General features: G+C 73.2%; 22 protein-coding genes. 7 read left to right on the forward strand and 15 right to left on the reverse strand.

Translation table 11 applies throughout. From position 1 onward, the window contains the following. Positions 1-26: 26 nt before the first annotated feature. Positions 27-968 (reverse strand): LuxR C-terminal-related transcriptional regulator, encoded by a 942-nt coding sequence (locus ACWEGE_RS01770; RefSeq protein WP_449658543.1) that lies wholly within the window; start codon positions 966-968, stop codon positions 27-29. 124 nt (positions 969-1,092) lie between these two features. Here ACWEGE_RS01770 and ACWEGE_RS01775 point away from each other — a divergent pair, with 124 nt between their 5' ends. Genes ACWEGE_RS01775 through ACWEGE_RS01790 form a run of 4 tightly spaced genes read left to right on the forward strand, consistent with a single transcriptional unit; the run spans position 1,093 to position 6,408 of the window. Further along, positions 1,093-2,376, forward strand: a complete 1,284-nt coding sequence (locus ACWEGE_RS01775) for a SidA/IucD/PvdA family monooxygenase (protein ID WP_449658544.1) — start codon at positions 1,093-1,095, stop codon at positions 2,374-2,376. Further along, entirely contained in the window at positions 2,373-4,067 is a 1,695-nt protein-coding gene (locus ACWEGE_RS01780; RefSeq protein ID WP_449658545.1) for a class I tRNA ligase family protein, read from the forward strand. The genes ACWEGE_RS01775 and ACWEGE_RS01780 overlap by 4 nt, the downstream gene beginning before the upstream one ends. After that, positions 4,067-5,104, forward strand: a complete 1,038-nt coding sequence (locus ACWEGE_RS01785; RefSeq protein ID WP_449658546.1) for an NAD(P)/FAD-dependent oxidoreductase — start codon at positions 4,067-4,069, stop codon at positions 5,102-5,104. The genes ACWEGE_RS01780 and ACWEGE_RS01785 overlap by 1 nt, the downstream gene beginning before the upstream one ends. Then, positions 5,104-6,408 carry an FAD-dependent oxidoreductase gene (locus tag ACWEGE_RS01790; RefSeq protein ID WP_449658547.1) on the forward strand — a complete coding sequence of 435 codons (1,305 nt, stop codon included), beginning with the start codon at positions 5,104-5,106 and terminating at the stop codon, positions 6,406-6,408. The genes ACWEGE_RS01785 and ACWEGE_RS01790 overlap by 1 nt, the downstream gene beginning before the upstream one ends. A gap of 62 nt (positions 6,409-6,470) precedes the next feature. Here ACWEGE_RS01790 and ACWEGE_RS01795 read toward each other — a convergent pair whose 3' ends face one another. The 10 genes from ACWEGE_RS01795 to ACWEGE_RS01840 form a co-directional block, all read right to left on the reverse strand. After that, positions 6,471-7,724: an ATP-grasp domain-containing protein gene (locus tag ACWEGE_RS01795; RefSeq protein WP_449658548.1), complete on the reverse strand. Its 1,254-nt coding sequence runs from the start codon at positions 7,722-7,724 to the stop codon at positions 6,471-6,473. Continuing rightward, positions 7,717-8,982: an acyl-CoA dehydrogenase family protein gene (locus tag ACWEGE_RS01800; RefSeq protein ID WP_449658549.1), complete on the reverse strand. Its 1,266-nt coding sequence runs from the start codon at positions 8,980-8,982 to the stop codon at positions 7,717-7,719. The genes ACWEGE_RS01795 and ACWEGE_RS01800 overlap by 8 nt, the downstream gene beginning before the upstream one ends. Continuing rightward, complete coding sequence (locus ACWEGE_RS01805) at positions 8,979-10,304, reverse strand: ATP-grasp domain-containing protein (RefSeq protein WP_449658550.1); 1,326 nt, start codon at positions 10,302-10,304, stop codon at positions 8,979-8,981. The genes ACWEGE_RS01800 and ACWEGE_RS01805 overlap by 4 nt, the downstream gene beginning before the upstream one ends. Further along, on the reverse strand, positions 10,301-11,560 hold the full coding sequence (locus ACWEGE_RS01810; protein WP_449658551.1) for an MFS transporter: 1,260 nt from the start codon (positions 11,558-11,560) through the stop codon (positions 10,301-10,303). Before ACWEGE_RS01810 ends, ACWEGE_RS01805 begins: the two co-directional genes overlap by 4 nt. 184 nt (positions 11,561-11,744) lie before the next feature. After that, positions 11,745-13,013, reverse strand: coding sequence for a helix-turn-helix domain-containing protein (locus ACWEGE_RS01815; protein WP_449658552.1), 1,269 nt, complete (start codon positions 13,011-13,013; stop codon positions 11,745-11,747). A gap of 222 nt (positions 13,014-13,235) precedes the next feature. Then, positions 13,236-14,129: a PfkB family carbohydrate kinase gene (locus ACWEGE_RS01820; RefSeq protein ID WP_449658553.1), complete on the reverse strand. Its 894-nt coding sequence runs from the start codon at positions 14,127-14,129 to the stop codon at positions 13,236-13,238. Then, on the reverse strand, positions 14,126-14,512 hold the full coding sequence (rbsD, locus tag ACWEGE_RS01825; RefSeq protein WP_449658554.1) for a D-ribose pyranase: 387 nt from the start codon (positions 14,510-14,512) through the stop codon (positions 14,126-14,128). The genes ACWEGE_RS01820 and rbsD overlap by 4 nt, the downstream gene beginning before the upstream one ends. Further along, positions 14,509-15,264: an ATP-binding cassette domain-containing protein gene (locus tag ACWEGE_RS01830; RefSeq protein ID WP_449658555.1), complete on the reverse strand. Its 756-nt coding sequence runs from the start codon at positions 15,262-15,264 to the stop codon at positions 14,509-14,511. Before ACWEGE_RS01830 ends, rbsD begins: the two co-directional genes overlap by 4 nt. An 8-nt stretch (positions 15,265-15,272) precedes the next feature. Then, complete coding sequence (locus ACWEGE_RS01835; RefSeq protein WP_449658556.1) at positions 15,273-16,223, reverse strand: ABC transporter permease; 951 nt, start codon at positions 16,221-16,223, stop codon at positions 15,273-15,275. Continuing rightward, entirely contained in the window at positions 16,220-17,251 is a 1,032-nt protein-coding gene (locus ACWEGE_RS01840) for a sugar ABC transporter substrate-binding protein (RefSeq protein ID WP_449658557.1), read from the reverse strand. The genes ACWEGE_RS01835 and ACWEGE_RS01840 overlap by 4 nt, the downstream gene beginning before the upstream one ends. 161 nt (positions 17,252-17,412) lie before the next feature. Between ACWEGE_RS01840 and ACWEGE_RS01845 the strand changes: the two genes are divergently transcribed. Next, positions 17,413-18,462 (forward strand): LacI family DNA-binding transcriptional regulator, encoded by a 1,050-nt coding sequence (locus ACWEGE_RS01845; RefSeq protein WP_449658558.1) that lies wholly within the window; start codon positions 17,413-17,415, stop codon positions 18,460-18,462. Between the two features lie 12 nt (positions 18,463-18,474). Here the strand turns inward: ACWEGE_RS01845 and ACWEGE_RS01850 are convergent, their stop codons facing one another. Then, the gene (locus tag ACWEGE_RS01850) at positions 18,475-18,789 is read right to left on the reverse strand and encodes a hypothetical protein (RefSeq protein WP_449658559.1); all 315 of its coding nucleotides are present in this window, start codon (positions 18,787-18,789) and stop codon (positions 18,475-18,477) included. Then, positions 18,741-19,106 carry a hypothetical protein gene (locus tag ACWEGE_RS01855; RefSeq protein WP_449658560.1) on the reverse strand — a complete coding sequence of 122 codons (366 nt, stop codon included), beginning with the start codon at positions 19,104-19,106 and terminating at the stop codon, positions 18,741-18,743. The genes ACWEGE_RS01850 and ACWEGE_RS01855 overlap by 49 nt, the downstream gene beginning before the upstream one ends. Positions 19,107-19,177: 71 nt before the next feature. Between ACWEGE_RS01855 and ACWEGE_RS01860 the strand changes: the two genes are divergently transcribed. Next, positions 19,178-19,747, forward strand: a complete 570-nt coding sequence (locus ACWEGE_RS01860; protein ID WP_449658561.1) for an RNA polymerase sigma factor — start codon at positions 19,178-19,180, stop codon at positions 19,745-19,747. Continuing rightward, a complete protein-coding gene (locus ACWEGE_RS01865; RefSeq protein ID WP_449658562.1) occupies positions 19,740-20,492 on the forward strand; it encodes a hypothetical protein in 753 nt (250 codons plus the stop codon). The genes ACWEGE_RS01860 and ACWEGE_RS01865 overlap by 8 nt, the downstream gene beginning before the upstream one ends. 6 nt (positions 20,493-20,498) lie before the next feature. Here the strand turns inward: ACWEGE_RS01865 and ACWEGE_RS01870 are convergent, their stop codons facing one another. Together ACWEGE_RS01870 and ACWEGE_RS01875 are read right to left on the reverse strand one after the other, a co-directional pair. After that, complete coding sequence (locus ACWEGE_RS01870) at positions 20,499-21,512, reverse strand: HEAT repeat domain-containing protein (RefSeq protein ID WP_449658563.1); 1,014 nt, start codon at positions 21,510-21,512, stop codon at positions 20,499-20,501. Continuing rightward, positions 21,506-22,195: a HEAT repeat domain-containing protein gene (locus tag ACWEGE_RS01875; protein ID WP_449658686.1), complete on the reverse strand. Its 690-nt coding sequence runs from the start codon at positions 22,193-22,195 to the stop codon at positions 21,506-21,508. The genes ACWEGE_RS01870 and ACWEGE_RS01875 overlap by 7 nt, the downstream gene beginning before the upstream one ends. Between the last annotated feature and the right edge of the window lie 111 nt (positions 22,196-22,306).

Here is a 22,306-nt window from a genome sequence, read left to right on the forward strand (position 1 = left end):
GTCGCCGCCTCCGACGCCGATCGACGCTAGGTCGGGCCGGTTTCCCGGCGATAGGGGAACTGTTCCCGATCGCCGGTGAATTCGCCGCGGCCGAGTCCCGCGTCCCGCGCGAGCACTATCGCCTGTGCCCGATCGGCTACACCGAGTTTTGTAAAAATTGCCGACACCCGATTGCTGATGGTCTTGGAGGCCAGCCCTAGATCGCGCGCGATCACCGCATTGGACCGACCGGCGGCGATGCGATCGAGCACCTGCCGTTCCCGGGTCGTCAGTTGCGGAAAGGGATACGGTTCGGGCCCGGAAGTCCGCACCAAAGTGCTGAACCGGGCGGCGATCGCCCGGCCGACGATCGCCTCGCCCGCCGCCACCACCCGCACCCCGCGCACGATCTGCTCGGCGTCGGCGCCCTTGACCAGGTACCCGCGTGCCCCGGCGTGGATCGCCGACCGGACGGCGGTGTCGTCGTCGGCCGCGCTCAGCACGAGCACCTTCGTTTCCGGCGAGACCAGCGCCACCCGGCCGATCACGTCGACCGGCCCGGCCCCGCCGAGCTGCGGATCGACGACCAGCACATCCGGCCGGTGCCGGGCGGTTTCGGTGATCGCCCCGTTCGCCGTGGCCGCCTCGCCGACCACGAACACGCCGCCGGCGTGTTCCAGCGCGGCCCGGACCCAGTGCCGCACCGACGGCTGGGGGTCGGCGAGCAGCACGGTCAGCGGGGCGAGCTCAGGGTGTTCGACCGGCCACAGCCGGGCGGTGTAGCCGAAACCGGTGGCGTGACTCATCGTTCCCCCAAAGTGAACCGCTGCCGATCCGCTTGGCGGTCGGCTCCTCCCAGTGAAAGCGCGGCGCGCCTCCCATATCCGACAAGAGAGTCTCTTCGGCAGGAGGAATTGATCGCAATCAACTTCCTTGATCGCAATCAATTCGCCACTTACCGTCATCGATCGGCGCACACCGGCGTGCACGATCTCGGCGAGATTCCCCGAAGGGCGGGAAAACCGTCCCTACCACCCGGGAAAGAGCGCTCCTTACGATCGCCTCCGGCGGCACGCGGCACGCCGACCTATTCCCAGAAATCGGAGTGTATCTGTGACCGAAGTACAGGTGGGTTTGCTCGCGATCGGAGCCGGGCCGGCGAACCTCGCGCTCGCGGTGGCCATCGAAGAGTCCGGGCACGCGGAGCTGGCCCGGCAGACGCTGCTGCTGGAGCAGGGGCCGGACATCAAGTGGCAGCGCGACCTGCTGATGCCGTGGGCGCGCAGCCAGGTCTCCTTCCTCAAGGACCTGGTGACCCTGCGCAATCCGCGCAGCAAGTTCTCGTTCCTCAGCTTCCTGCACGACCAGCAGCGGCTCGACGAGTTCGTCAACCTGGGGACGTTCCACCCCTTCCGCTGGGAGTTCTCCGACTACCTCCAGTGGGTCGCGAAGTCGCTGGAGCAGGTGCGGATCCGGTACGAGGCGAAGGTGCAGCGCATCGAACCCGCGCGCGACGCCGACGGCTCCATCGTCGGCTGGGTCGCCACCCTCGCCGGCGGCGACACCATCCGCTGCCGCGACCTGGTCGTCGGCGGCGGCCGGGACACGCACGTGCCGGAGGTCTTCGCGGATCTGCCCGCCGACCGGTTGATCCACAGCGCCCAGTACCGGCGCCGGATCGCGCAGCTGCCCGCGGACGCGCCGCTGCGTGCCGTCGTGGTGGGCGGGGCGCAGAGCGCGGCGGAGATGTTCATGGCGCTGCACGACAACCTGCCCAACAGCACCCGCACGATGATCGTGCGGTCGGTGGGCCCGCAGAACTACCAGACGAGCAAGTTCGTCAACGAGCTGTTCTTCCCCTCGTTCGTCGACCGGTTCTACGACAGCCCGCCCGAGGTCCGCCAGCAGGTGCTGGACGAGATGCGGCTGACCAACTACGCCGGGGCGGCCCCGCCGTTCCTGGACCAGATGTACACCACGCTCTACCAGCAGCGCGGCATCGGGCAGCGGCGTTCGGAGGTGCGGACGCTGACCGAGGTGGTGGGCGCGCGGGTCACCGGCGACGAGGTGGTGCTCGACCTGCGCGACCGCACCAGCGGGAAGGTGGAGCCGCTGCACTGCGACCTGGTGCTGCTCGGCACCGGCTTCGACAACCGGATGCCCGCGCTGGTCCGCGACCTGGCCGAGCACGTCGGCCTGGCCGAGATCACGGTCAGCCGCTGCTACCGGGTCGACCTCGGCGAGTCCGCGTGGGGCGCGGTGTACCTGCAGGGCGTCAACGAGGCCACGCACGGCATCGCCGACTCGCTGATCAGCGTGCTGGCCCACCGCTCCCGCGACATCCTCGACGACCTGCTCGCCCGCCGCGGCGCCGGCGAGCGCGAGGCCCTCCGGTGAACCGGCTCGTGGTGATTTCACCCGCGCCGACGGCGAACGGGGACCTGCACCTCGGCCACCTCGCGGGCCCGTTCCTGGCCGCGGACGTCTGCACCCGGTACGCGCGGGCGACCGGCCGGGAAGCGCTGTACGGCACCGGGATGCACTTCACGCAGAACTACGTCGTCGCCGCGGCGGAGCGGCTGGGCGTGGCTCCGGAGGAGCTGCGGGAGCGCTCGGCCGAGCAGGTCCGGCGGACCTTCTCCGCGATGGGGGTGGAGATCGACGGGTTCGGCTGCCTCGGTGACCGGTTCACCGGGATGGTCACCGGCTTCTACGAGCGCCTGCACGAGCGGGGCCTGCTGGAGCTGCGGACGGTGACCTTCCCGTACCTGCCCAGCACGGGCGAGTACCTGATGGACGCCTACGTCACCGGCGGGTGCCCGTTCTGCCTCGCCGAGGGGTGTGCCGGGATCTGCGAGAGCTGCGGGCTGCCGATCGCCCCCGGTGACCTGATCGGGCCGCGTTCGGCCACGCGACCGGACGAGCCGCTGGAACGCCGCGACGTCGACATCCTCGTCTTCCCGGTGGAGCGGTACCGCGCGCAGCTGGAGGCGTACTTCGCCCGGACGCCGATGCGGCCCGGCATGGCCCGGCTGATCGAGTCCGCGCTGGCGCGGCCGCTGCCGGACTTCCCGATCACCCAGCCGGCGTCGTGGGGCATCCCGGCGCCGTTCCCCGAGGTGGCGGGCCAGGTGTTCTACGCGCACATGGAAGGCATGCCGTGGAGCATGTTCATCACCGCGCTGGGCGCCGAGCGGCGCGGCGCGGTGCTGACCGCCGACGACGAGCTCTGGCGCGCGGGCGCGGGCACGACGGTGGTGTACTTCCTCGGCCTGGACGCGACGTACCCGTTCGCGATCGTGGGCACGGCGCTGCTCACCGCGCTCGGTGAGCACGTGCTGCCGTCGCAGTACTTCACCAACGAGTTCTACGAGCTGGCCAGCGAGAAGTTCTCCACCAGCCGCGGGCACGTGGTGTCCGGCCGGGAACTGGCCACCGAGGTGCCGCGCGACCTCATCCGGTTTCACCTGTGTGCGACCAGCCCGGAGTACCAGCGCACCGACTTCACCCGCGAAGCGCTGCTCCGGGTGGGCGAAACCCGGTTGACCGGCCCGTGGAACCGGGTGGCGGCGGCGGTCGACCGGTGGGTGGACCGCGGTCCGCTGCCGGTGTCGGCGGATGCCCGGAGGACGGCGCAGCGGATGGCCGAGAGGTTCGCCGACGCCTACGAGCTCCCGCGGTTCAGCCTGACGGCGGCGGCCTCGACCCTCGCCGAGCAGCTCGCCCGGTTGGATCGCTTGGCGGCGGGGGTGAGCTTGGGGACGGCGGGCGACCTGTGCCACCAGGTGGACGTGTTCCTGCGGTGCGCGGCGCCGATCTTGATCGACCTCGCGGCGGCGGCGTTGCCGGACACGATGCTGCCGGGCCACCCGGACGCGGACACGGTGACCCCGAAGAGGTTGCCGCGGCTGTCGGTGACGGTCCGGGCGGCTGAGTCGGCCGGCACAACCGGACCGGCGGCAGTGGCAAGGGCGCGGACCGCGACCGAGGCCGTCGCCCCTGGACCGGCCGGGCCGGAGAGCGCAGCCGGTCCCGCGCGTCCGAGGTACGTCGACAGCGCCCCGGCGATGCGCCCGACGGCTCCCTGATGGCCACGGTCGCCGTCGTCGGGGCTGGGGTCACCGGCCTGGTGACCGCGATCGGGTGTGCGCGGGCCGGGCACCGCGTCTGCGTTCTCGAACGCGGGCCCGTCCCCAACCCCTCTTCGACCTCGTCCGACCAGCACCGGGCTCTTCGTGTCCTGCGCCCGGACGATGTCGAGGGCACCGCGCGGATGGCCGAGGCCCGGCGCCGGTGGGCGGAGCTGGAATCGTTGCTGGGCACCGGTTTCGTGCGGCCCGTCGGCGTGGTCACCGCCGGCACCCCGGACGAGCTCGAGCGGGCGTTCGACACCGCCGGGCGGGCGGGGGTGCCCGCCACCGCCGTCGCGCCCGGTGCCCTTCCGCCCGTGCTGTTCCCGGCCGGGACCAGTGGGTTGTTCGATCCCGGCGGGGCCGTGCTGCTGGCCGGCCGGTTCCTGCGCGCCGCCGTCGGGTGGCTCGCCGCGCACCCCGCCGTGACGCTGCGGCCGGGGTGCGCCGTCGCCGGTGTCCACGACCGGGAAGTGGTGCTGGACACCGGTGAGCCGGTCCACGCCGACGCCGTGCTGGTCGCCGGTGGGCCGTGGACCAGCAGCCTTGCCGGGCCGTCCGTCGTGCTGCACCGGCAGACCATGGTCTACCTGCGCCCGCCGGCGCGGCTGGCTGCCTGGTGGGCGTCGGCTCCCGGGGTCGGCCGGATCGGGGCCGACCGCCGCGCCTGGCTGTTGCCGCCCGGCGGCGGGGCCCTGCTCAAGATCAGTTCCGACGCGGTGTGCCGGGAGGTCGCCACCACCGCGGAGCCCGACCGCGAACCGTGGGCCGGCCGGCTGCTTTCCGAGCCGATCCTCGCCGGCGGCGAGGACTACGCCGTGGTGGGCATCAAGGACTGCCACTACGCGGCCGATGCCGTCACCGGTGGTCCGGTTCTCGCGCGAATTCACCCGTCGGTGTGGTCCCGGCCCGCGTGCGGCGGTTCCGGGTTCGGCGCCGCCCCGCTCGTCGCCCGGGAAATCCTCGGCGGCGTGAACGACAAGGAGTGTGTGTAGTGGAGTTCACGATCGTGGGCGCCGGCATGGCCGGCGCCTTCCTCGCGCTCTCGCTGGGCCGGCAGGGGCACGTCGTGACGGTGTACGACCGGCGGCCGGACCCGCGCGGGACGAGTGTCGCGGTGACGTCCATGAACCTCGGGTTGTCCCGGCGCGGCCTGGCGGCGCTGGACCGCCTGGGCCTGTCGGACGAAGTCACGAAGCTCGTCGTGCCGATGCGCGGGCGGCTGCTGCACAACACCGACGGCGGTCTGCGCTTCTCGCCCTACGGCGACGGCGGCATCCTCGCCATCCAGCGCCAGGACCTCAGCGCGCTGCTGGTGGACGCCGCCCTCCGGGAGCCCGGTGTGCGGTTCGTGTTCGACACGCGCTGCACCGGCGTGGACCGGGACCTGCCGTCGGCGACCTTCGAGGGGCCCGGCGGACACGTGTTCACCGTGACGCCGGACGTCGTGGTGGGCGCGGACGGCGCGTTCTCGGCCGTCCGCCGGTTCATGCACCACGAGCTGCGCGCGGAGTTCTCGCAGAGCTACCTCGAGTGGGGCTGGCGCGAGCTGCACATCCCGGCGGCGGGCGACGGCTCCCACCGGATGGCCGACGACGTCTTCCACCTGTGGCCCCGCGGCGACACGATGATGTTCGCCCACCCCAACCGCGACGGTTCGTTCACCTGTTCCTGCGTTCTGCCGTTCCACGGCCCGGCGGGCTTCGACGCGCTGCGGACGCCTGCGGACGTGGAGTCGTTGTTCCGCCGCGAATTCCCCGACGTCCTGGCGCTGGTCCCGGACCTGGGCGAGGCGTTCCTGCGCCGGCCCACCTTCAACCTCGTCACCGTCAGCACCGCGCCGTGGACCCACGAAGGCAAGGTGGTGCTGATCGGCGACGCCTGCCACGCGGTCTACCCGTTCCTGGCCCAGGGCATGAACTCCGCGTTCGAGGACGCGCTCGAGCTGACCGACAGCCTGGCCGCCCACCCCGCCGACCCCGTGGCCGCGCTGGCCCGGTACTACACCCGCCGCAAGCCGAACACCGATGCCCTCGCCACCATGTCCCACCGCAACTTCGCCGAGCTGCGCGACACCGTGCGGTCGCCGGTGGTCCGGTTGGAGCGGGCCTGTGACACGGTTCTGGAGAAGCTGCTGCGCCACCGCTGGATGCCGCTGCACGCCATGGTCACCAACACGACGATCCCGTACCTGCAGGCCCAGCACCGGGCGAGCCGCCAGCACCGGCTCTTGAAGTTCGCCGGTGCCACCGCGCTCTCGGCGGCGGTGGTGGGGGTGGGTCGCCGGCTGCGCCGCTGACCCGCGCGACGAGAAGAGGCCTTCGCCGCTGGTCCGGCGAAGGCCTCTTCTCGTCGCGGGAGTCACTCCGGGCGCATCTCGATCCGGACCAGGCCGGCGGCCTTTTCGGCGCGCTGCAGGGCCTCGGCCGAGCTGTCGGCCTCGGCCATCACCAGGCCGGCGCGGTCCCAGGAGCTGCGCAGGCCGGCGAAGCGGTGGCCGGGGCCGACCTGGAGGTCGACGAGGAACACGCCCTCGACCCGGCGGGCCTGCTCGAGGCCCGCGACGGTGTCGATCACGCCGGGCTCCATGGTGACGAAGCGGCCGGCCGCACCGCCGGCCGCCCGGGTGGGCAGCTCGGGCGGGGTTTCGCCGCGCATCACGGCGAAGTAGGCGCGCAGCAGCTTGATCGCGTAGGCGCGGTCGATGAGTTCCATGATGCCGTCCCCGGCGATCCGGCCCGCGCACTCCACGAGGTAGGGCACGCCGTCGTCGCCGACGATCCACTCGCAGTGCACGATCCCGTCGGCGAAGCCGATGGCCGCCACGACCCGGCGGGTGGCTTCCGTCAGCGTCCCGGCGAGTTCGCCGGGGATGCCGGCCGGCACGATGTGGGCCAGCTCCACCGGGCGCGGGCCGGGGTGGAGCTGCTTGCCGGTGACGTTGGCGAACAGCTGCCGCCCGCCGCCGACGAGCAGCTCGACGCTGTACTCGGCGCCGGGCACGTACCGTTCGGCCAGCATGTGCAGTTCCATCGGCCGGTCGGGGACGAAGATGCCTTCGTCCTGCTCGACGCAGTTCGCCCACGCCCGGTCGACCTCGGCCGGGTCGGACACGACCTGGGTGCCGACGGAGGCCTGCCGGTTCGCGGGCTTGAGCACCACCGGGCCCGGGCAGGCGCGCATGAAGGCCAGCACGTCCGCCGGGCCGGTGACGGTGACGCTCTCCGGGTTGGCCAGGCCGGCGGCCGCGCTGACCCGGCGCAGCACGGCCTTGTCCCGCAGGATCTGCGCGGCGCCGAGGCTCGCGCCCGGCACGCCGTAGCGTTCGGCGAGCCGGGCGGCGAACGGGGTGGCGTACTCGGTCAGCGGGACCACCGCGACCGGGTCCAGGTCCGGGTGAGCGGCGTGGAACTCGTCGGCCGAGCCGGGCCGGGTGTGCTCCCACTCGACCAGCTCGCGGACCAGGGCGGACCCGGCCAGTTTCGGGCGCAGGTCCCGCTTGCGGACCACGTCCGGCTCTTCGACGAGGACCACCGAGCCGTCGGGTTCGGCGCCGGTGAGGGCCATCAGCACCGGCGTCACGAACCCGACGACCAGAACGGGCCGCTCACTCATCGGTCTCGGGCTCGGTCTTGGGCTTGTCGACGATGCCCAGCATGAACCGCATGGAGGGCTTGGCGCCGACGAGGTGGGCCCCGACGGTCTGGGTGACCCGGTCCCGCGCGGTCGGGTGCATGGACATGGTCACCGCGTCCCGGAGCCACCGGTTGATCGGGTCGTCGGACCGGATCGCGGCGGTGCCGACCAGGTCGCACAGCCGCAGCATGACCCGCTTGGCCATCTGGAACGCCTGCCAGCCGGTCAGTGCCGGGGCGACCCGCTCGTCGGGGGTGAGGTCGTCCAGCGTGCCGATGCCGTCGGCGGTGACCTCCCACTGCCGCTCCAGGGCCCGGTACACCCCGGCGCGAGTCGTGCTGTAGTCGGCTTCGCACTCGGCCAGGGTGATCTGGATGTGCTCGTTGTCCTTCCAGGCGAGGCCGCTCATCCGCCACGGCCGGCCCTTCAGCATGTCGACCCGCTCGATGGTCAGGTCGCGGACGTAGTCCAGGGCCGCCCGGGTCATGCCCAGCGCGACGCCGCACATGCTGCGCTGGATGACGTCCGGCTGCACCAGCGGCCCGTTGGGGACCTTCGGGTTGTCGAAGGTCAGGGTGTGGTTTTCGGGCACGAACACGTCGGTGATCGTGTAGTCGCTGCTGCCGGAGCCGCAGAGGCCGAGGGTGTACCAGTTGTCGAGGGAGCGGATCTGTTCCTGCGGCACCATGAACAGGCGTGACTCGTGCGGGTTGCTGCCGTCCGGGCTGGCGTAGGGCTCGCCGTTCTCGAACACCATCGCGCCGGAGGCGACCCAGTCGGCGTGGGTCGAGCCGCTGCCGAAGCCCCACCGGCCGGTGAGCCGGTAGCCGCCGGGGACGCGTTCGGCGTGCCCGGTCACCGGGAGCACGCCGGCGGAGTGCATGTCGATGCTGGTGAACATCCGGCGGGCTTCGTCCTGGTCGAGGAAGTTCGCGTGCAGGCCGATGTCGGAGCCGAGCTTGGCGCACCAGCCCACGGAGGCGTCTCCGTAGGACAGTGCCTCGATCACCTCGGTCTGCTCCATCGACGTCATTTCGGGGCCGCCCCAGTCGCGGCTGAACCCGATGCGGAAGACGCCGGCGTCGCGCAGCAGCTGCACCACGTCCGCGGGCAGGCTGCGGTTCGCCTCGATCTCCGCGGCCCGTTCGCGCAGGACCGGCGCGAGCGCCTTCGCGTTCTCGAGGATCTGCGCGCCGGTGAGCGGCACATCGGTGCGGGCGGGCTCGGTCATGGTCATGCGGAAACTCCCTCGTGGTCGTCGACGTCGAGCAGTCCGGCGGGCATTTCGAACGCGGTACCGGGTTCCGGTGGGGCGACCGGGACGGCGTCGACCCGCACCGCGGCGGCGGCCGTGTCCAGTCGCCGGTCGCAGGTTTCGGGGTCGTCGGCCTCGCACACCACGAAGGAGTGGCGGGCGAGGTAGCCGCCGGGTGGCAGCCGCAGGGTGGTGCCGGGGGCGGTCATCGGCGAGGCGAGGACGAGCCCAGGCACCTGGTCGTGGTCGGACGGGACGGTGATCTCGTGGACCAGGCAGTCGTGGTCCGGGTAGCCGAACCGGATGCCGGCGACCGCGTGCCGGGTCGGGGTGATGACCGGGCGGTTGCCGGTGGCGACGGCGAACAGGACCTCGCCGGGGTCGATGCCGGTGGCGGTCTTGCCGAGGAACGGGATGAGGTCGCCGCCGAGCCTGCCGTTGACCTCGATGATCAGCGGGCCGCGGTCGGTCAGCCGGACTTCGGTGTGGGTGATGCCGTCTTCCACGCCGAGCGCGCGGTGGGCCCGCACCAGGACGTCCAGCAGTTCGGTGTCGTGCAGGAGCGGGTCGCCGGCGTCGACGACGTGCCCGATCTCTTCGAAGTAGGGCGGGTCGCCGGTGTGCTTGCGGGCGACGAACATGGGCAGGTACTCGCCCTTGTGCACGGCGGCGTCGATGCTGATCTCCGGCCCGCGGACGAAGCCCTCCACGATGGCGGCCCCGCCGTAGCGGCTCTGGTCGACCGTGGCCGCTCCCATCGCGACCGCGAACGCGGCGTCCAGCTCGGACTCGTCCGCGGCGAACACCACGCCGATGCTCGCGCCCATGGCCCGTGGTTTGAGCACGACGGGGTAGCCGATGCGGGCGGCGGCCGCGCGTGCCTCGTCGAGGCCGGTGGTCAGGGCGTATCCGGGCTGCAGCAGGCCTTCGGCGGTCAGCACGGTCCGGGTGCGGTTCTTGTCCCGGCAGCCGCGGACCCCGTCGACGCTCAGGCCGGGGACGCCGAGTTCGGCGGCGAGCTCGCCCGCGGCGAGCACGACGGGTTCGTCCCAGCACATCAGGCCGGCGACGCGGTGCCGTCCGGCGACCTCGCGGGCGGCGGTGAGCATTTGGTCGGCGTCGAAGACGTCGACGTGGACGATCTCGTCGAAGTAGCCGCGCTGCCAGGTGGGCTTGAGGTTGTTCAGCAGCACCAGTCCCAGGCCGGCCCGGCGGGCGCAGCGGTGGATCGAGGCGACCAGGTATTCGCGGTAGGTCCGCAGCCCGCTGCCGATGACCAGCAGCACGCCCTCGGGTTCGGTCATGATCGTTCTCCCACGGCTTCCGGTTCGGGAACGGGTGCCGGCGTCCGGGGCGTCCGGAGGCCGTAGAGGTGCATGGAGCCGGCGGTGACGGACAGCAGCGCGCAGCCGCCCCAGAACACCGGGCCGCCGTAGCGGGTGAAGACGAACAGGCCCAGCACCGGGCCGATCGTCGCCGCCAGGCCGGAGAGGGTTTCCTTCGTGGCGATGTAGCGGCTGCGCACCCGGGCCGGGAAGGTGGCCGGGTGGGCGGCCGTGCTCGGTCCGTGGATCATCAGCCCGGACACCGCGAAGAACGCGCCGGCGACCACGAAGAACGGGTGCTGCGCGATCAGCCCGTAGAGGGTGAACCCGAGCCCGCTGACCAGGTTGCCGGTGAGCCCGGCGACGTACTTCGGGATGCGGACGATGTAGGTGGTGATCTTCAGTTCGCAGGTGATCAGCACGACCGAGGAGATCACCAGCACCGTGCTGTACAGCCCGACCGGGTAGCCGGCGGAGACGATGTCGAGCGGCAGCACCGCGACCGACCCGGCGTAGACCATCATGCCGAACACGCCGGCCAGCAGGTAGCACAGGAACCGGGTGTCCCGGACCATCGTCCCGTACACCGCACGGGCACTGGCCGCCTTGGCCGGGGTGCCGTCGGGTCCGGTGCCGTGCCGGGCGCCGGTGTGCCTCGGGAGCAGCGCGAACGCCAGCAGCGCCCACAGTGCGGCGGTGGTGCCGTCCAGCCAGAACAGCAGGTCCCAGTTCAGCTGGATGAGCACGGCCGCGAGCAGCGGCGCCACGGCGGCGCCGATGTTCAACGCGATGCGCATCATCGAAAAGCCCATGACCTTGTGCTCTTCGGGCATGGATTCGGCGAGCAGCACCGCGGCCGCGGGCCGGTAGGCCTGGATGGCCAGCCCGGACAGCCCGACCACCGCGAGCAGGGCCGCGGGCACGCCGGCGACCAGCGGGATCGAGGCGACCAGCGGGGCCGCGCAGGTCATCACCGCCACGATCGTCGTCCGGCCGCCGAAGCGGTGGGTCAGCTCGCCGCCCAGCATGGCGCCGAAGATCGCGCCCACGCTGAACGCGGCGAGGCAGATGCCGGCGAAGCCGGGCGAGTTGCCCCGGAAGGTCAGGTAGAGCACCAGGAACGTCTGGACGAACGCGCCCAGCTGGTTGACCAGCATGCCGCCCAGCAGGTACCTGACCGGGGCCGGGGTCGCCCGCAGCACCGCGAAGACGCCGGTCGGCGTGGCGCCGGTCACCCGGCCACCTCGTTGGTCGGTCGCACAGCCACCTCCGTGTCACGAGCTCGCGACGGCCGGCGGCGTGCTGCAGTCCACAACGGACGGTGAGCGCCGCCGGCCCGATGCGCAAAGGCTAGGTTCGGCCGGTTCCCGGTCGGTAGGGGAACTGTTCCCGCCGACCCGGGAATCTCGCCGCCGGTGCCTACCGCTCGGCGGCGAACACCTTGACCAGTTCGGGGATCGCGTAGCGGCCGGCGACGTCGGCGCGGTGCAGCAGTCCGGCGTCCACAATGGACTCCAGCAGCTCGTCGGCGGCCTCGAAGGCGGCCCCCGTCGCGGCGGCGACGGCGGACGGCGTCGTCCAGTCCGCGTCGAAGTGGCGGAAAACCGCACGACCGGCAGCGGAGAGGCCGTCGTAGGCGGCGGCGAAGCGGTCGCGGAGGTTGACGTCCCCGACGCTGAGGCTTTCCAGCAGCCGTTCGCGGCCGGAGAGCCGGGCGGCGGTGGCGGCGATCGTCCGTTCCGGGCGCGCGGCGATCCGGCGGCCGACGATGCTGACGGCCAGCGGCAGGTCGCCGCACCGCCCGGCGATCGCGTCCGCGGCGGCGGGCTCGGCGCGGATCCGGTGTTCGCCGGCGATCTTGCCGAGCAACGCCAGCGACTCCGCGCGGGTGAAGGCGGTCAGCTCGACCCGGTGGACGTCCTCCAGGGCCGGCAGCCGGGCGCGGCTGGTGACCACGACCTGGCTGCGGGCGGTGCGGCCGAGCAGCGGGCGCACCTGCGCCTCGGTGCCGGCGCCGGTCAGCAGCACGAACAGCCGGTGTTCGGCCAGCAGCGACCGGTAGAGGTCGATGCGGTGCGCCGGGTCGTCGGGCACGAGCCGGGCCGGCACGCCCAGTGCCCGCAGGAACCCCCGCACGATGCCGTCGCTCGAGCGGGCGCCCGGTCCGCGGCCGCTCAGGTCCGCGTAGAGCTGCCCGTCCGGGAAGTCCGCGGCGGCCACTTCGGCCAGCCGCAGGGCGAAGGCGGCCTTGCCCACCCCGATCGGGCCGGTGACGAGCAGCGGGATCCGCCCCGGTGCGTTCGCCTCGATCACCCCCGCTGCGTCCGCCAGTTCCGCTTCGCGGCCGACGAAGGTTCTCGAGCCGGGCGGGAGCTGAGCGGGCCGGACGGCCCTGGCGCGTGACTTCGGTGCTTCGTCGTCCCCTTTCTTCCCGGCGATGCTGCGCCAGCGCCGTTCCCACGCGAGGCGGTCGCCACCGCAGGCGGAGACGAACGCCAGCGTCACGGCGAGGGTCGGCAGCCGTCGGCCGCTGGCGGCACTGGACAACACCGACGGGGCGAAGTGCGCGGCCCGGGCGAGTTCCCGGTAGCTGGCGTTCCCGGCCCGGCTCCGCAGCACCCGCAGCTCGTGGGCGAAGGCGGCGATCGGTCCGGCGGTGGGGTCCAGCGGGCGTTCAGGCCGACCCATGGCCATCTCCCTCTGCCTGAGCTCATTGCTAAAGGGGCAACGAGCTTTACCTCAGATACAAAGGGAAATCGGGCCGCCGCGGATGGCCCGATCGGCGTAACTCCGGTGGCAGGAAAGCACGCCGTTTCCGGCCACCGCGCGCGGTGGCCCGCGTACGGCCGGTCAGGTCCGCTCGCTGTGTGTCCACATCGGACGGTTGTGCGCGAGTGCCTCCGGCCTCCGTCACCGCCGGACGAGCGCTGCTTCCACCGCGGCGGGTGTCGGGCCGCCCGCGCGGGCGCCGGGTGCGGACACCGACAGCGCGGCCGCGACGTTCGCCGTGCGGACCGCCCGGTCCAGCGGGTCGCCGGCCGCGAGGCGGGCGGCGAGCACGCCGTTGAACGTGTCGCCGGCACCGGTGGTGTCGACCACGTCCGCCGGGTGTGGTGGCACGTCGACCGGGGCCTCGCCCGGCAGTGCGTAGCGGACGCCGTCGCCGCCCAGCGTCACCACCACCGGCGCACCCGTCCGCGCGGCGAGCGTGGCGAGGTCGGGGGCGAGTTCGGCGGCCTCGCCGCGGTTCGGGGTGAGCACCGGCCCGTGCCGCAACAATGCCGCGACCACCGGGACGACCGGGGCCGGGTTGAGCACGCAGCACACCCCGGCCGCCGTGGCCTCCTCGACGGCCGCGGCCACCGCGGCCTCCGGGATCTCCGTGCTGACCAGCACGCACCCGCACGAGGGCAGGGCCGCCCGCAGCGCGGCCCGGACCCGGTCGGGGTCGACGTGGGCGTTCGCGCCGGCCCCGACGGCGATCTGGTTCTCGCCCGCGGCGTCGACGACGATCACCGCGGCCCCGGTCGGGACGGTGGTGAGCCGGTCGACGGAGGCGACGTCGACGCCGGCTTCGGCCAGTTCGGCCAGTGCGCCCGCGGCGACGTCGTCGGTGCCGACCGCGCCGACCAGCCGGACGTGGGCGCCGAAGCGGGCGGCCGCCACCGCGGCGTTCGCCCCCTTGCCGCCGCCGTGGCGGACCATCGCGGGCCCGACCACCGTCTCGCCGGCCCGCGGCAGCCGGTCGGTGACGACGACGTGGTCGACGTTCACCGCCCCGACCACCACGACGGATCCGCTCACCACGCCACCCCCGCCCGCAGCAGGACGTTGGCGTACGGCGTCGCGTCCCCGGTGCGGACGACGAAGCGGCACCGGGCGAGCCGGTCCTTGAACTCCGCGTGCGGCAGCAGCTGCGGCTCGACGAGCTCGCCGAGCGCCTGGTGGACGTCCGGGTTGGCGTCCACGACGTCCTCCGACGCCCACGCCGCTTCGACGGTCACCTCGGCCAGCAGCGGCCGCAGGACCGTGCAGAAGTCCGGTGTGCCGTAGACGACGCCGAGGTCGATCACCTCGACGCCGCCGGGCACCGGCAGGCCCGAGTCGCTGACGGCGAACAGGTCGGTGTGCCGCAGCTGGGCGAGCGCCCGGGTCAGCTGCCCGTTGATCAGGCCCGTGCGCTTCACGCGGCCTCCGAAATGGTTCCGGTGATCAGGCCGACCAGCTGGTCGCCGGTGACCTCGGCGACGGGACGGCGGGCGACCGCCCGGCCGCGGCGCAGCACCACGACGGTGTCGGCCACCCGCATCACCTGCTCGAGGTCGTGGCTGATGATGAGCACGGTGACCCCGCGGTCGCGCAGCGACAGGATCAGCTTTTCCACCGCCGCCGTCTCGCGCACGCCGAGGGCCGCCGTGGGCTCGTCCATGATCACCATCGACTTGCCCCAGGTGACCGCGCGGGCGATGGCGATGCTCTGCCGCTGCCCGCCGGACATCCGCCGGACCGTCGTACGCACCGAGGGCACGTTGACGTCGAGCCCGCTCAGGATGTCGCGGCTCTCGCGGATCATCCGGGGCCGGTCGAGCACGCCCAGCAGGGGCACCGGCCGCAGCAGTTCCCGGTTGAGGAACAGGTTCTGCCACACCGCGAGGTCGTCGATGAGGCCGAGGTCCTGGTAGACCGTCTCGATGCCGAGGTCGCGCGCCGCCTGGGGCGAGGACAGCCGGATCGGCTCCCCGCGGAAGAGCAGCCTGCCCTCGGTGGGCGGGTGCACGCCGGTGAGGCAGCGCACGAGGGTGGATTTGCCGGCGCCGTTGTCGCCGACGATCGCGGTGACCTCGCCTTCGGCGAAGCCCGCCGTCAGGCCATCCAGCGCCCGCACGGCGTCGAACGACTTCACCAGCTCGCGGGCTTCGATCAGGTAGTTCGTTGTCATGTGCCGCCTCACTTCCGGAACCGGGCGAGCAGCGCCGCGAGCAGCACCACCGCGCCGACGGCGATCGTCTGGAAGTACTGGGAGATGCCGATGATCGTGAACCCGTTGACCAGGCTGGTCAGCAGCACCGCACCGGTCACCGAGCCGACGACCGAGGCCTTCCCGCCGAACAGCGACGAGCCGCCGAGCACCACCGCGGCGATCGAGCTGAGCAGGTAGTTGGTCTGCAGCGACGGGTCCGCGCCGCCGTTGCGGGCCACCAGCATCACCCCGGCCACGCCGCACAGCAGGCCGGATGCCGCGTAGGCGGCCAGGCGCACGCGGCGCACCGGGATGCCGGAGCCGAGCGCGGCGTCCGAGCCGCCGCCCACGGCGAGCAGGTGCGTGCCGGCGCGGGTGCGGAACAGCGTGAACCACACCAGCACCGCGGCGGCCAGCGCGATCAGCCAGAACCAGCGCACCGGCCCGATCCCGTCGAGCGCGATGGTCTGCAGGAACGGCGAGGACACCGCCACCGTGTTGCCTTCGGTCAGCAGCAGGGTGATGCCGCTGACCACGCTCAGCGAGCCGAGCGTGACGATGAAGTCGGTCATCTTCAGGTAGCCGACGAGGAACCCGTTGACGAGGCCGACGACGACGCTGCCCGCGATCGCGATCCCGATCGCCAGGCCCAGCGGGACACCGGCGGTCGCCGTCGCGCCGAGCAGCGCGGCCGCCCACGGCAGGTTCGCGCCCACCGACAGGTCGATGCCGGCCACCACGACGGCGAACTGCTGGCCCAGCGCCAGCACCGCCAGGATCGACGAGGCGACCAGCAGGTCGCCGATGTTGCTCAGGGTCAGGAAGTGCGGGGTCGCGATGAAGAACGCGACCCACACCACGACCAGCGCGCCGGGAGCGGCGTAGTCGGCCGCGCGGGCGAGGTCGACCGAACGCGGCCGGGCCGCCGTGGCCGTCATCCGGCGACCAGCGCGGCGAGCGGGTTGTCGAACGGCGCGAAGGGCTTCGGGAACGACGCGATCTGCTGGTCGACGACCGTGTTGTCGATGAACGCGATCGGCGCGACGACCCGCTGCGGCACCTGCTTGCCCGAGTGCGCCGCGATGCACGCCTGCACCGCGAGCTGGCCCTCGGCGTACGGGTACTGGGTGATCGTGCCGTAGAGGTCGCCGCGCTTGACCGAGTCGAGCGCGTCCTTGATGCCGTCGACCGAGATCACCTTGATCTTGCCGGCCAGCCCGGCGTTCTTGATCGCCTGGACGGCGCCGAGGCCCATGGTGTCGTTCGCGGCGAAGATGCCGGTGATGTCCGGGTGCGCCTTGAGGATGGCCTCGGTGACCTGCAGGGCCTTGTCCTGCTCGTAGTCGGCGGGCGCGCGCTGGACGATCTCGAGCTTGCCGCCGCTCGCCTCGGTGAAGCCCTTTTCGCGGTTGATGCCGTTCTGCTCGCCCGCGATGCCCTGCAGGATGACGACCTTGCCGCTGCCGCCGAGCGCGGTCAGCATCTTCTGCCCGGCCAGGGTGCCGGCCGCGATGTTGTCGGAGCCGATGAACGAGGCGTAGGAGACGCCGGCCGCGCTCGAGGCGCCGGGGTCGATCTGCGAGTCGAGGTTGAGGATCGGGGTCTTCTTGCGGGCCACCGGCACGAGCGGGGTGATCACGTTGCTCGCGTTGACCGGGACGACGCCGAAGCAGTCGTAGCCCTGGCCGGCCAGGGTGGAGATCTTGGCGTTCTCGCCGTCGGCGTCGGTCTCGGACGTGCCGGCCTGCACGTTGACCTCGACGCCGCGCTGCTTGCCCTCGGCCAGTGCGCCGTCGCGCAGCGCGGCCCAGTACGGGTTGGTGAAGTTGCGGGTGACGATGGCGATCCGCGGACCGCTCGCCTGCTTGGTGTCGTCACCACCGCGGCCACAGGCCGCGGTCATCCCGGTGACCGCGGCGGCCGCGACCGTCACCGCGACGATGCGGCGAAGGTTCCAGCTTCCCATGAGTGTTCTCCCTGGTCCGAGCGATTCAACTCGTGTTGATTCTTGGGCGGCAACACGAGTTGATAGCTCGTCAACTCGTGTTGATGGAGCATCCTGTGCTCTGGCACACTGCTTGTCAAGACGCACGGGCCGAGACCCGAACCGAAGAACGGAGTTCCTGGATGGCGGTGACGCGGGCGGACGTCGCCCGGCGGGCGGGGACGTCTCCGGCGCTGGTCAGTTACGTGCTCAACGACGGGCCCCGGCGCGTGGCCCCGGAGACCCGGGAGCGGATCCTCGCCGCGATCGAGGAGCTCGGCTACCGGCCCAACACCGTGGCCCGGTCCCTGCGGATGGCCCGCGGACACGCGCTCGGGCTCGTCATCCCCGACAGCGCGAACCCCTACTTCGCGCTGCTCGCCCGGGCGGTCGAGGAGACCGCACACCGGTTCGGGTACCCGCTGCTGGTCGGCAACGCCGCCGACGACGAGACCCGCGAACTCGGCTATCTGCGCGCGTTCCTGGACCGGCAGGTCGAGGGCGTGCTGGCGGTCCCGTCGACGACGAGCCCGCTGCTGCGCGCCGAGTACGCGAAGATGCCGACGCCGGTGGTGTTCGTCGACCGGTCGTTCGACGACGGGGACCTGCCGACGGTGGTGGCCGACGCGGTCGACGGCGCCCGCGAGGTCGTCGCGCACCTGATCGGGCACGGCCACACGCGGATCGCCTGCCTGAGCGGGCCGGACGTCTCGACCTCCCGTGACCGCGTCGCCGGGTACGAGCGCGCGCTGGCCGACGCCGGGCTGGCCGCCCTGCCGGTGCTGCGCCGCCCGTTCGGCAGCCGGGCCGGCTACGAGGCGCTCGAAACCCTGCTGGCCGGCCCGAACCCGCCGACCGCGCTGTTCGTCACCAGCGACCTGGCCGCGCTCGGCCTCCTGCGCGCGGCCACCGACCACGGCCTGCGGGTGCCTGGCGATCTCGCGGTCGCCTCGTTCGACGGGATCGAGTACGCCGCCTACACCAGTCCCGGCCTCACCACCGCCGAGCAGCCGATCTTCGAGATGGGCAAGCTGGCGGCCGAACTGCTCGTGGGCGCCCTCGGCGACGAGCCGCGGCCGGCCGGGCTGCGGACCCTGCCGACCCGGCTGACGACCCGGGGCTCGTGCGGCTGCGCCGACTCGTTCGTCCGGTCCTCGAACACGCTGCTGGAGCGCACCACCGGGGCCGGCTGAGCCCGGTCCCGCTCACCGGCGCAACCGGGCTCGCAGGTGGCGTCCGCCGAGCAGCAGCGCGGCTCCCCCGGCGACGACCAGCCCGGCCACCGCCAGCACCACCCCCAGTGGCGCCGCCGCCTCGGGTGCGGCCGTCACCGGCCCCGCGGCGGCGGTGTCCGCCTGCACCGCACCGCTTCCGTCCGGGGCGACCGGCGGCCGGATCGCGTCCCACGGTTGCTTTTCGCCCCAGGTCATCGGGGTGGGTGGCGGCGTGACGGCCAGCCGTCCGGGCAACGTCACGGTGCCGATCCCGTAGTCGGCGAACCGGCCCTGGCGCGCCGACACCCGCCACACCCCGTCGTGGGGCAAGGCGATCGCGGCCGCGTAGTGCGCGCGGGTTCGCGCAGGGCGACGCCGGGGAACTCCGCGGGCGCCCCCTCCGCGGGTGTGAAGACGAGCGCGGTCGTCCCCAGGTCTTCGGAGCTGACGTGGGAACCGTGCTGCAGCACCCAATAGCCGACGGTGTAGGGCTGTCCGGCCCGGAAGGTGTCCGGCAGCGGGTCGAGGTAGCTGGTCGCCCAGTTGCCCGCCGTGGCCACGGGTGCCGACCCGAGCATCGCCAGCAGGACGGCACCGAGCAGGGAAGCGAGTCGCAGTCTCATGCCCGCCCTACACCGCCGGCGGCGGCCGGGGTTCCGGTGGAACCTCCCGGCCGCGGCCGGTGTACAGGAAGGTGGAACACGGTGGGAAGGGGCGGGCGACGGACGACGACGAGGTGGTGGCCCGGATTCGCGGCGGCGACCCGGCGTCCTACGGGACGCTGGTCGACCGGTACACCGCGCTCGCCCACCGCACGGCCTACCTGCTGGGCGCCGGGCACGAAGCCGAAGACGTCGTCCAGGAGGCGTTCGTGAAGGCTTTCCGGGCGCTGCCGTCGTTTCGCGGTGGCGCCTCGTTCCGCGCCTGGCTGCTGCGCATCGTCGCGAACGAGACGCACAACCTCGTCCGCTCCCGGCGCCGCCGCGCCGCGACCGAGCTGCGCGCCACCCGCCTGGAGCTGGTCCGCGACGGCGATCCGGCGACCGAGGCGATGTCGGACGCCGCGTTGCTGGACGCCGTGCGGGCCCTGCCGGAAAAGAACCGGGCGGTCGTGATCTGCCGGTACTTCCTCGACCTCACGGAAGGAGAAACGGCGGAGGTGCTCGGGTGCCCGCGAGGATCGGTGAAGTCGCGGGCACACCGCGCCTTCGCCCGGCTGCGGGAGCTGCTGGCCGAACCGGACAAGGAGGCGGTCGGTGACTGATCCCGAGGATGCGCGGCTCGCCGCCGCACTACGCGGCCTCGGCGACCGCCTCGACGTGCCGCCGGCCCCCGAGGTGCGCGCGGCCGTCCTGGCCCGGCTGCCCGCCCGGCCGCGACGGCGTCCGGTGGTTCCGCGGTGGGCCACCGTCGCCGCGGCGCTCGTACTGGCCTTCGCCGCCGCGGTCACCCTCTCCCCCGCGGTCCGCGCGACCGTGACCGACCTGCTGCGGTTCGCCGGCATCGAGCTGCGCAGCGAACCCGGTCCTCCGGTGCGCGGCCAGGGCCTGCTGCCCGGCGAACGCTCGCTGGACCTCGCCGCGGCGCGCGACGTGACCGCGTTCCCGATCGGGGTCCCGGCCGCTCTCGGCACGCCGGACGACGTCCGGGTCGCCGGTGCCCCGACGCGCGTGGTTTCGCTGCTCTACGAAAGCGGACCGGGCCGCCCGGCCGCCGCCGCGGGGCAGCCCGCCGTCCGGCTCGACGAGTTCGACGGGCAGCTCGGCCCGGTCTTCGAGAAGTTCCTCGGCATGTCCGAGGGCCGGCGGGTCAGCGTCGGCGGGGCACCGGCGATCTGGATCGACCGGCCGCACGAGCTGATGTACGTCGACCCGGCCGGGCAGTGGCGGACCGAAACCGCCCGCCTCGCGGCACCGTCGCTGATCTGGCAGCGAGGCACGGTCGCCTACCGGCTCGAAGGCGCGTTCACCGCCGAGGACGCCGTGCGGATCGCCGCGACGGTCTCGTGACCGCGCTCAGCCGCCGGGCCGCGCCTCGAGTGCCTCCACCAGCGCCGACGCGACCAGGGCGACAGCCGGGTCCTCGTCACTGCCCAGCTGCCGCAGGACGTCTCGCGCGGCGTCGCCCGGCAGCTCGGCCAGCGCCTGGGCCAGGCGGATCCGGACCGCGGAGTCCGCCGGGTGTGCGGCCAGCGCACCGGCCAGCGCGCCGACGATCCGGTCCTCCTGCCCTTCGGCGGGTACCAGCGTTCCCAGCACCTCGGCCGCCTCGACGTCGTTCGTGCCCTCGACCACCATGGCGGCCAGCACCGGCACGGCGGCGGTCGCGCCGCGCCGGCCCGCGGCCAGCGCGGCCAGCCGCCGCACGGCCGGGTCCGCGTCCTCGAGCGCCTCTTCGAGCACCGCGTCGGCCTCCACGCCGGGCAGCTCGGCGATCGCCCGAACCGCCCGCCGCCGCACCTCGGCGTCGTCCGACCCCAGGCCGGACGCCAGGCTGCCGATCCCGTCACCACCCGCCCGCGCGAGCGCCCACCGCAGCGCTCCGGCGACGTTCGGATCGGATTCGGCGAGGATGGCCTTGGCCAGCGGATCGGCCGGAACCGGCAGGTCCTCGGCCCGCACCAGGACGGCCTGCTGCCGCCGGGCGGCACTGGGCGAGCCGAGGCCGCGCAGGAGCTCGACGACCCGCAGCACGTCCTGCCAGCCCGACGGCGCCGAGGCGTCGATCGCCCGCAGGCGCTCGAGCAGCTCCCGCTCCCGCCGCAGCCGGTCCTCGGTCCGCCGGACCAGGTCACCGACCAGCGCAGCCGGGGTGAAGGCGGGATCCTCCAGCGCGCGCCCGATCTGCCGCAGCGACATACCGAGCGACCGCAGGCCTTCCACGTGGAAGATCCGGCGGATGTCCGCCGCCGAATACTCGCGGTAGCCCCCGACGGTGCGGCCGGTCGGCCGCACCAGCCCGAGGGACTCGTAGTGCCGGAGCATCCGGGTGCTCACCCCGCAGCGGCGGGCCACCTCGCCGATCAGCACGCGGCTCCCCCGGCCCGCTCCGGGCCGAGCGCGACGATCCGGTTCGCCTCGTCGACCGCCACGTCGAACCCGGCGTCGGGGTCGAGCAGGAGCCGCTGCGTGGCGCGGGCGTGCGCCCGCACCGCCGGGTCGGCGCTCGCCAGCCCGGCCCGCAGCGCGGGCTCGGCCACCTCGCCGAGCGCGACGAGCGCCCGGCTCAGGCTCAGCTGCACGGTCCGGTCGCCGCGACCGAGCTGCCCGGCCAGTTCGGCGGCCAGCGCCGCCCGCTCTCCGGCGGGCACCAGGACCACAGCGGCCCGCCACGCGCTGCGAGCGACCTCGTCGTCGGCGTCACGCAGCAGCGAGCCGGTGATCGCGGGCCACGTCGCCCGGTTCCCGATCTTGGACAGCGTGTGCAGCGCCTGGCTCCGGGCCTGCGCCCGCCCGGAACGGAGCTGGGCGAGCAACCCGGGCACCGTCGCCTCCGCCGGGAGCCGGGTCAACGCCCAGGTCAGCATGTCGCGCACGAAGAAGTCCGGCTCGACCGCGCACCGCTCCAGGAGCGCGCCGGCGAGAGCCGGGTCGGCGCCGGTGCCCGCGGCGAGCGCGGCCTGCAGGCGAGTGGACGAATTCCCGGCCCCCAGTGCGGCGAGCAGCCGGTCGTGGTGCCAGGGGTCGGTGTGTGTCGGGTTGATGGGAACCACCTCCTGCACGCAGTGAAGACCTTGCCACAGTGTCAAGGTCAAGCGTGGGAGGTCCGAACCCGCTGTTTCGCCGGCCCGGCTCACCCGCGACGACGTGGCCGCGCCTGCCGG

It is taken from the genome of Amycolatopsis sp. NPDC004747 (assembly GCF_053601335.1).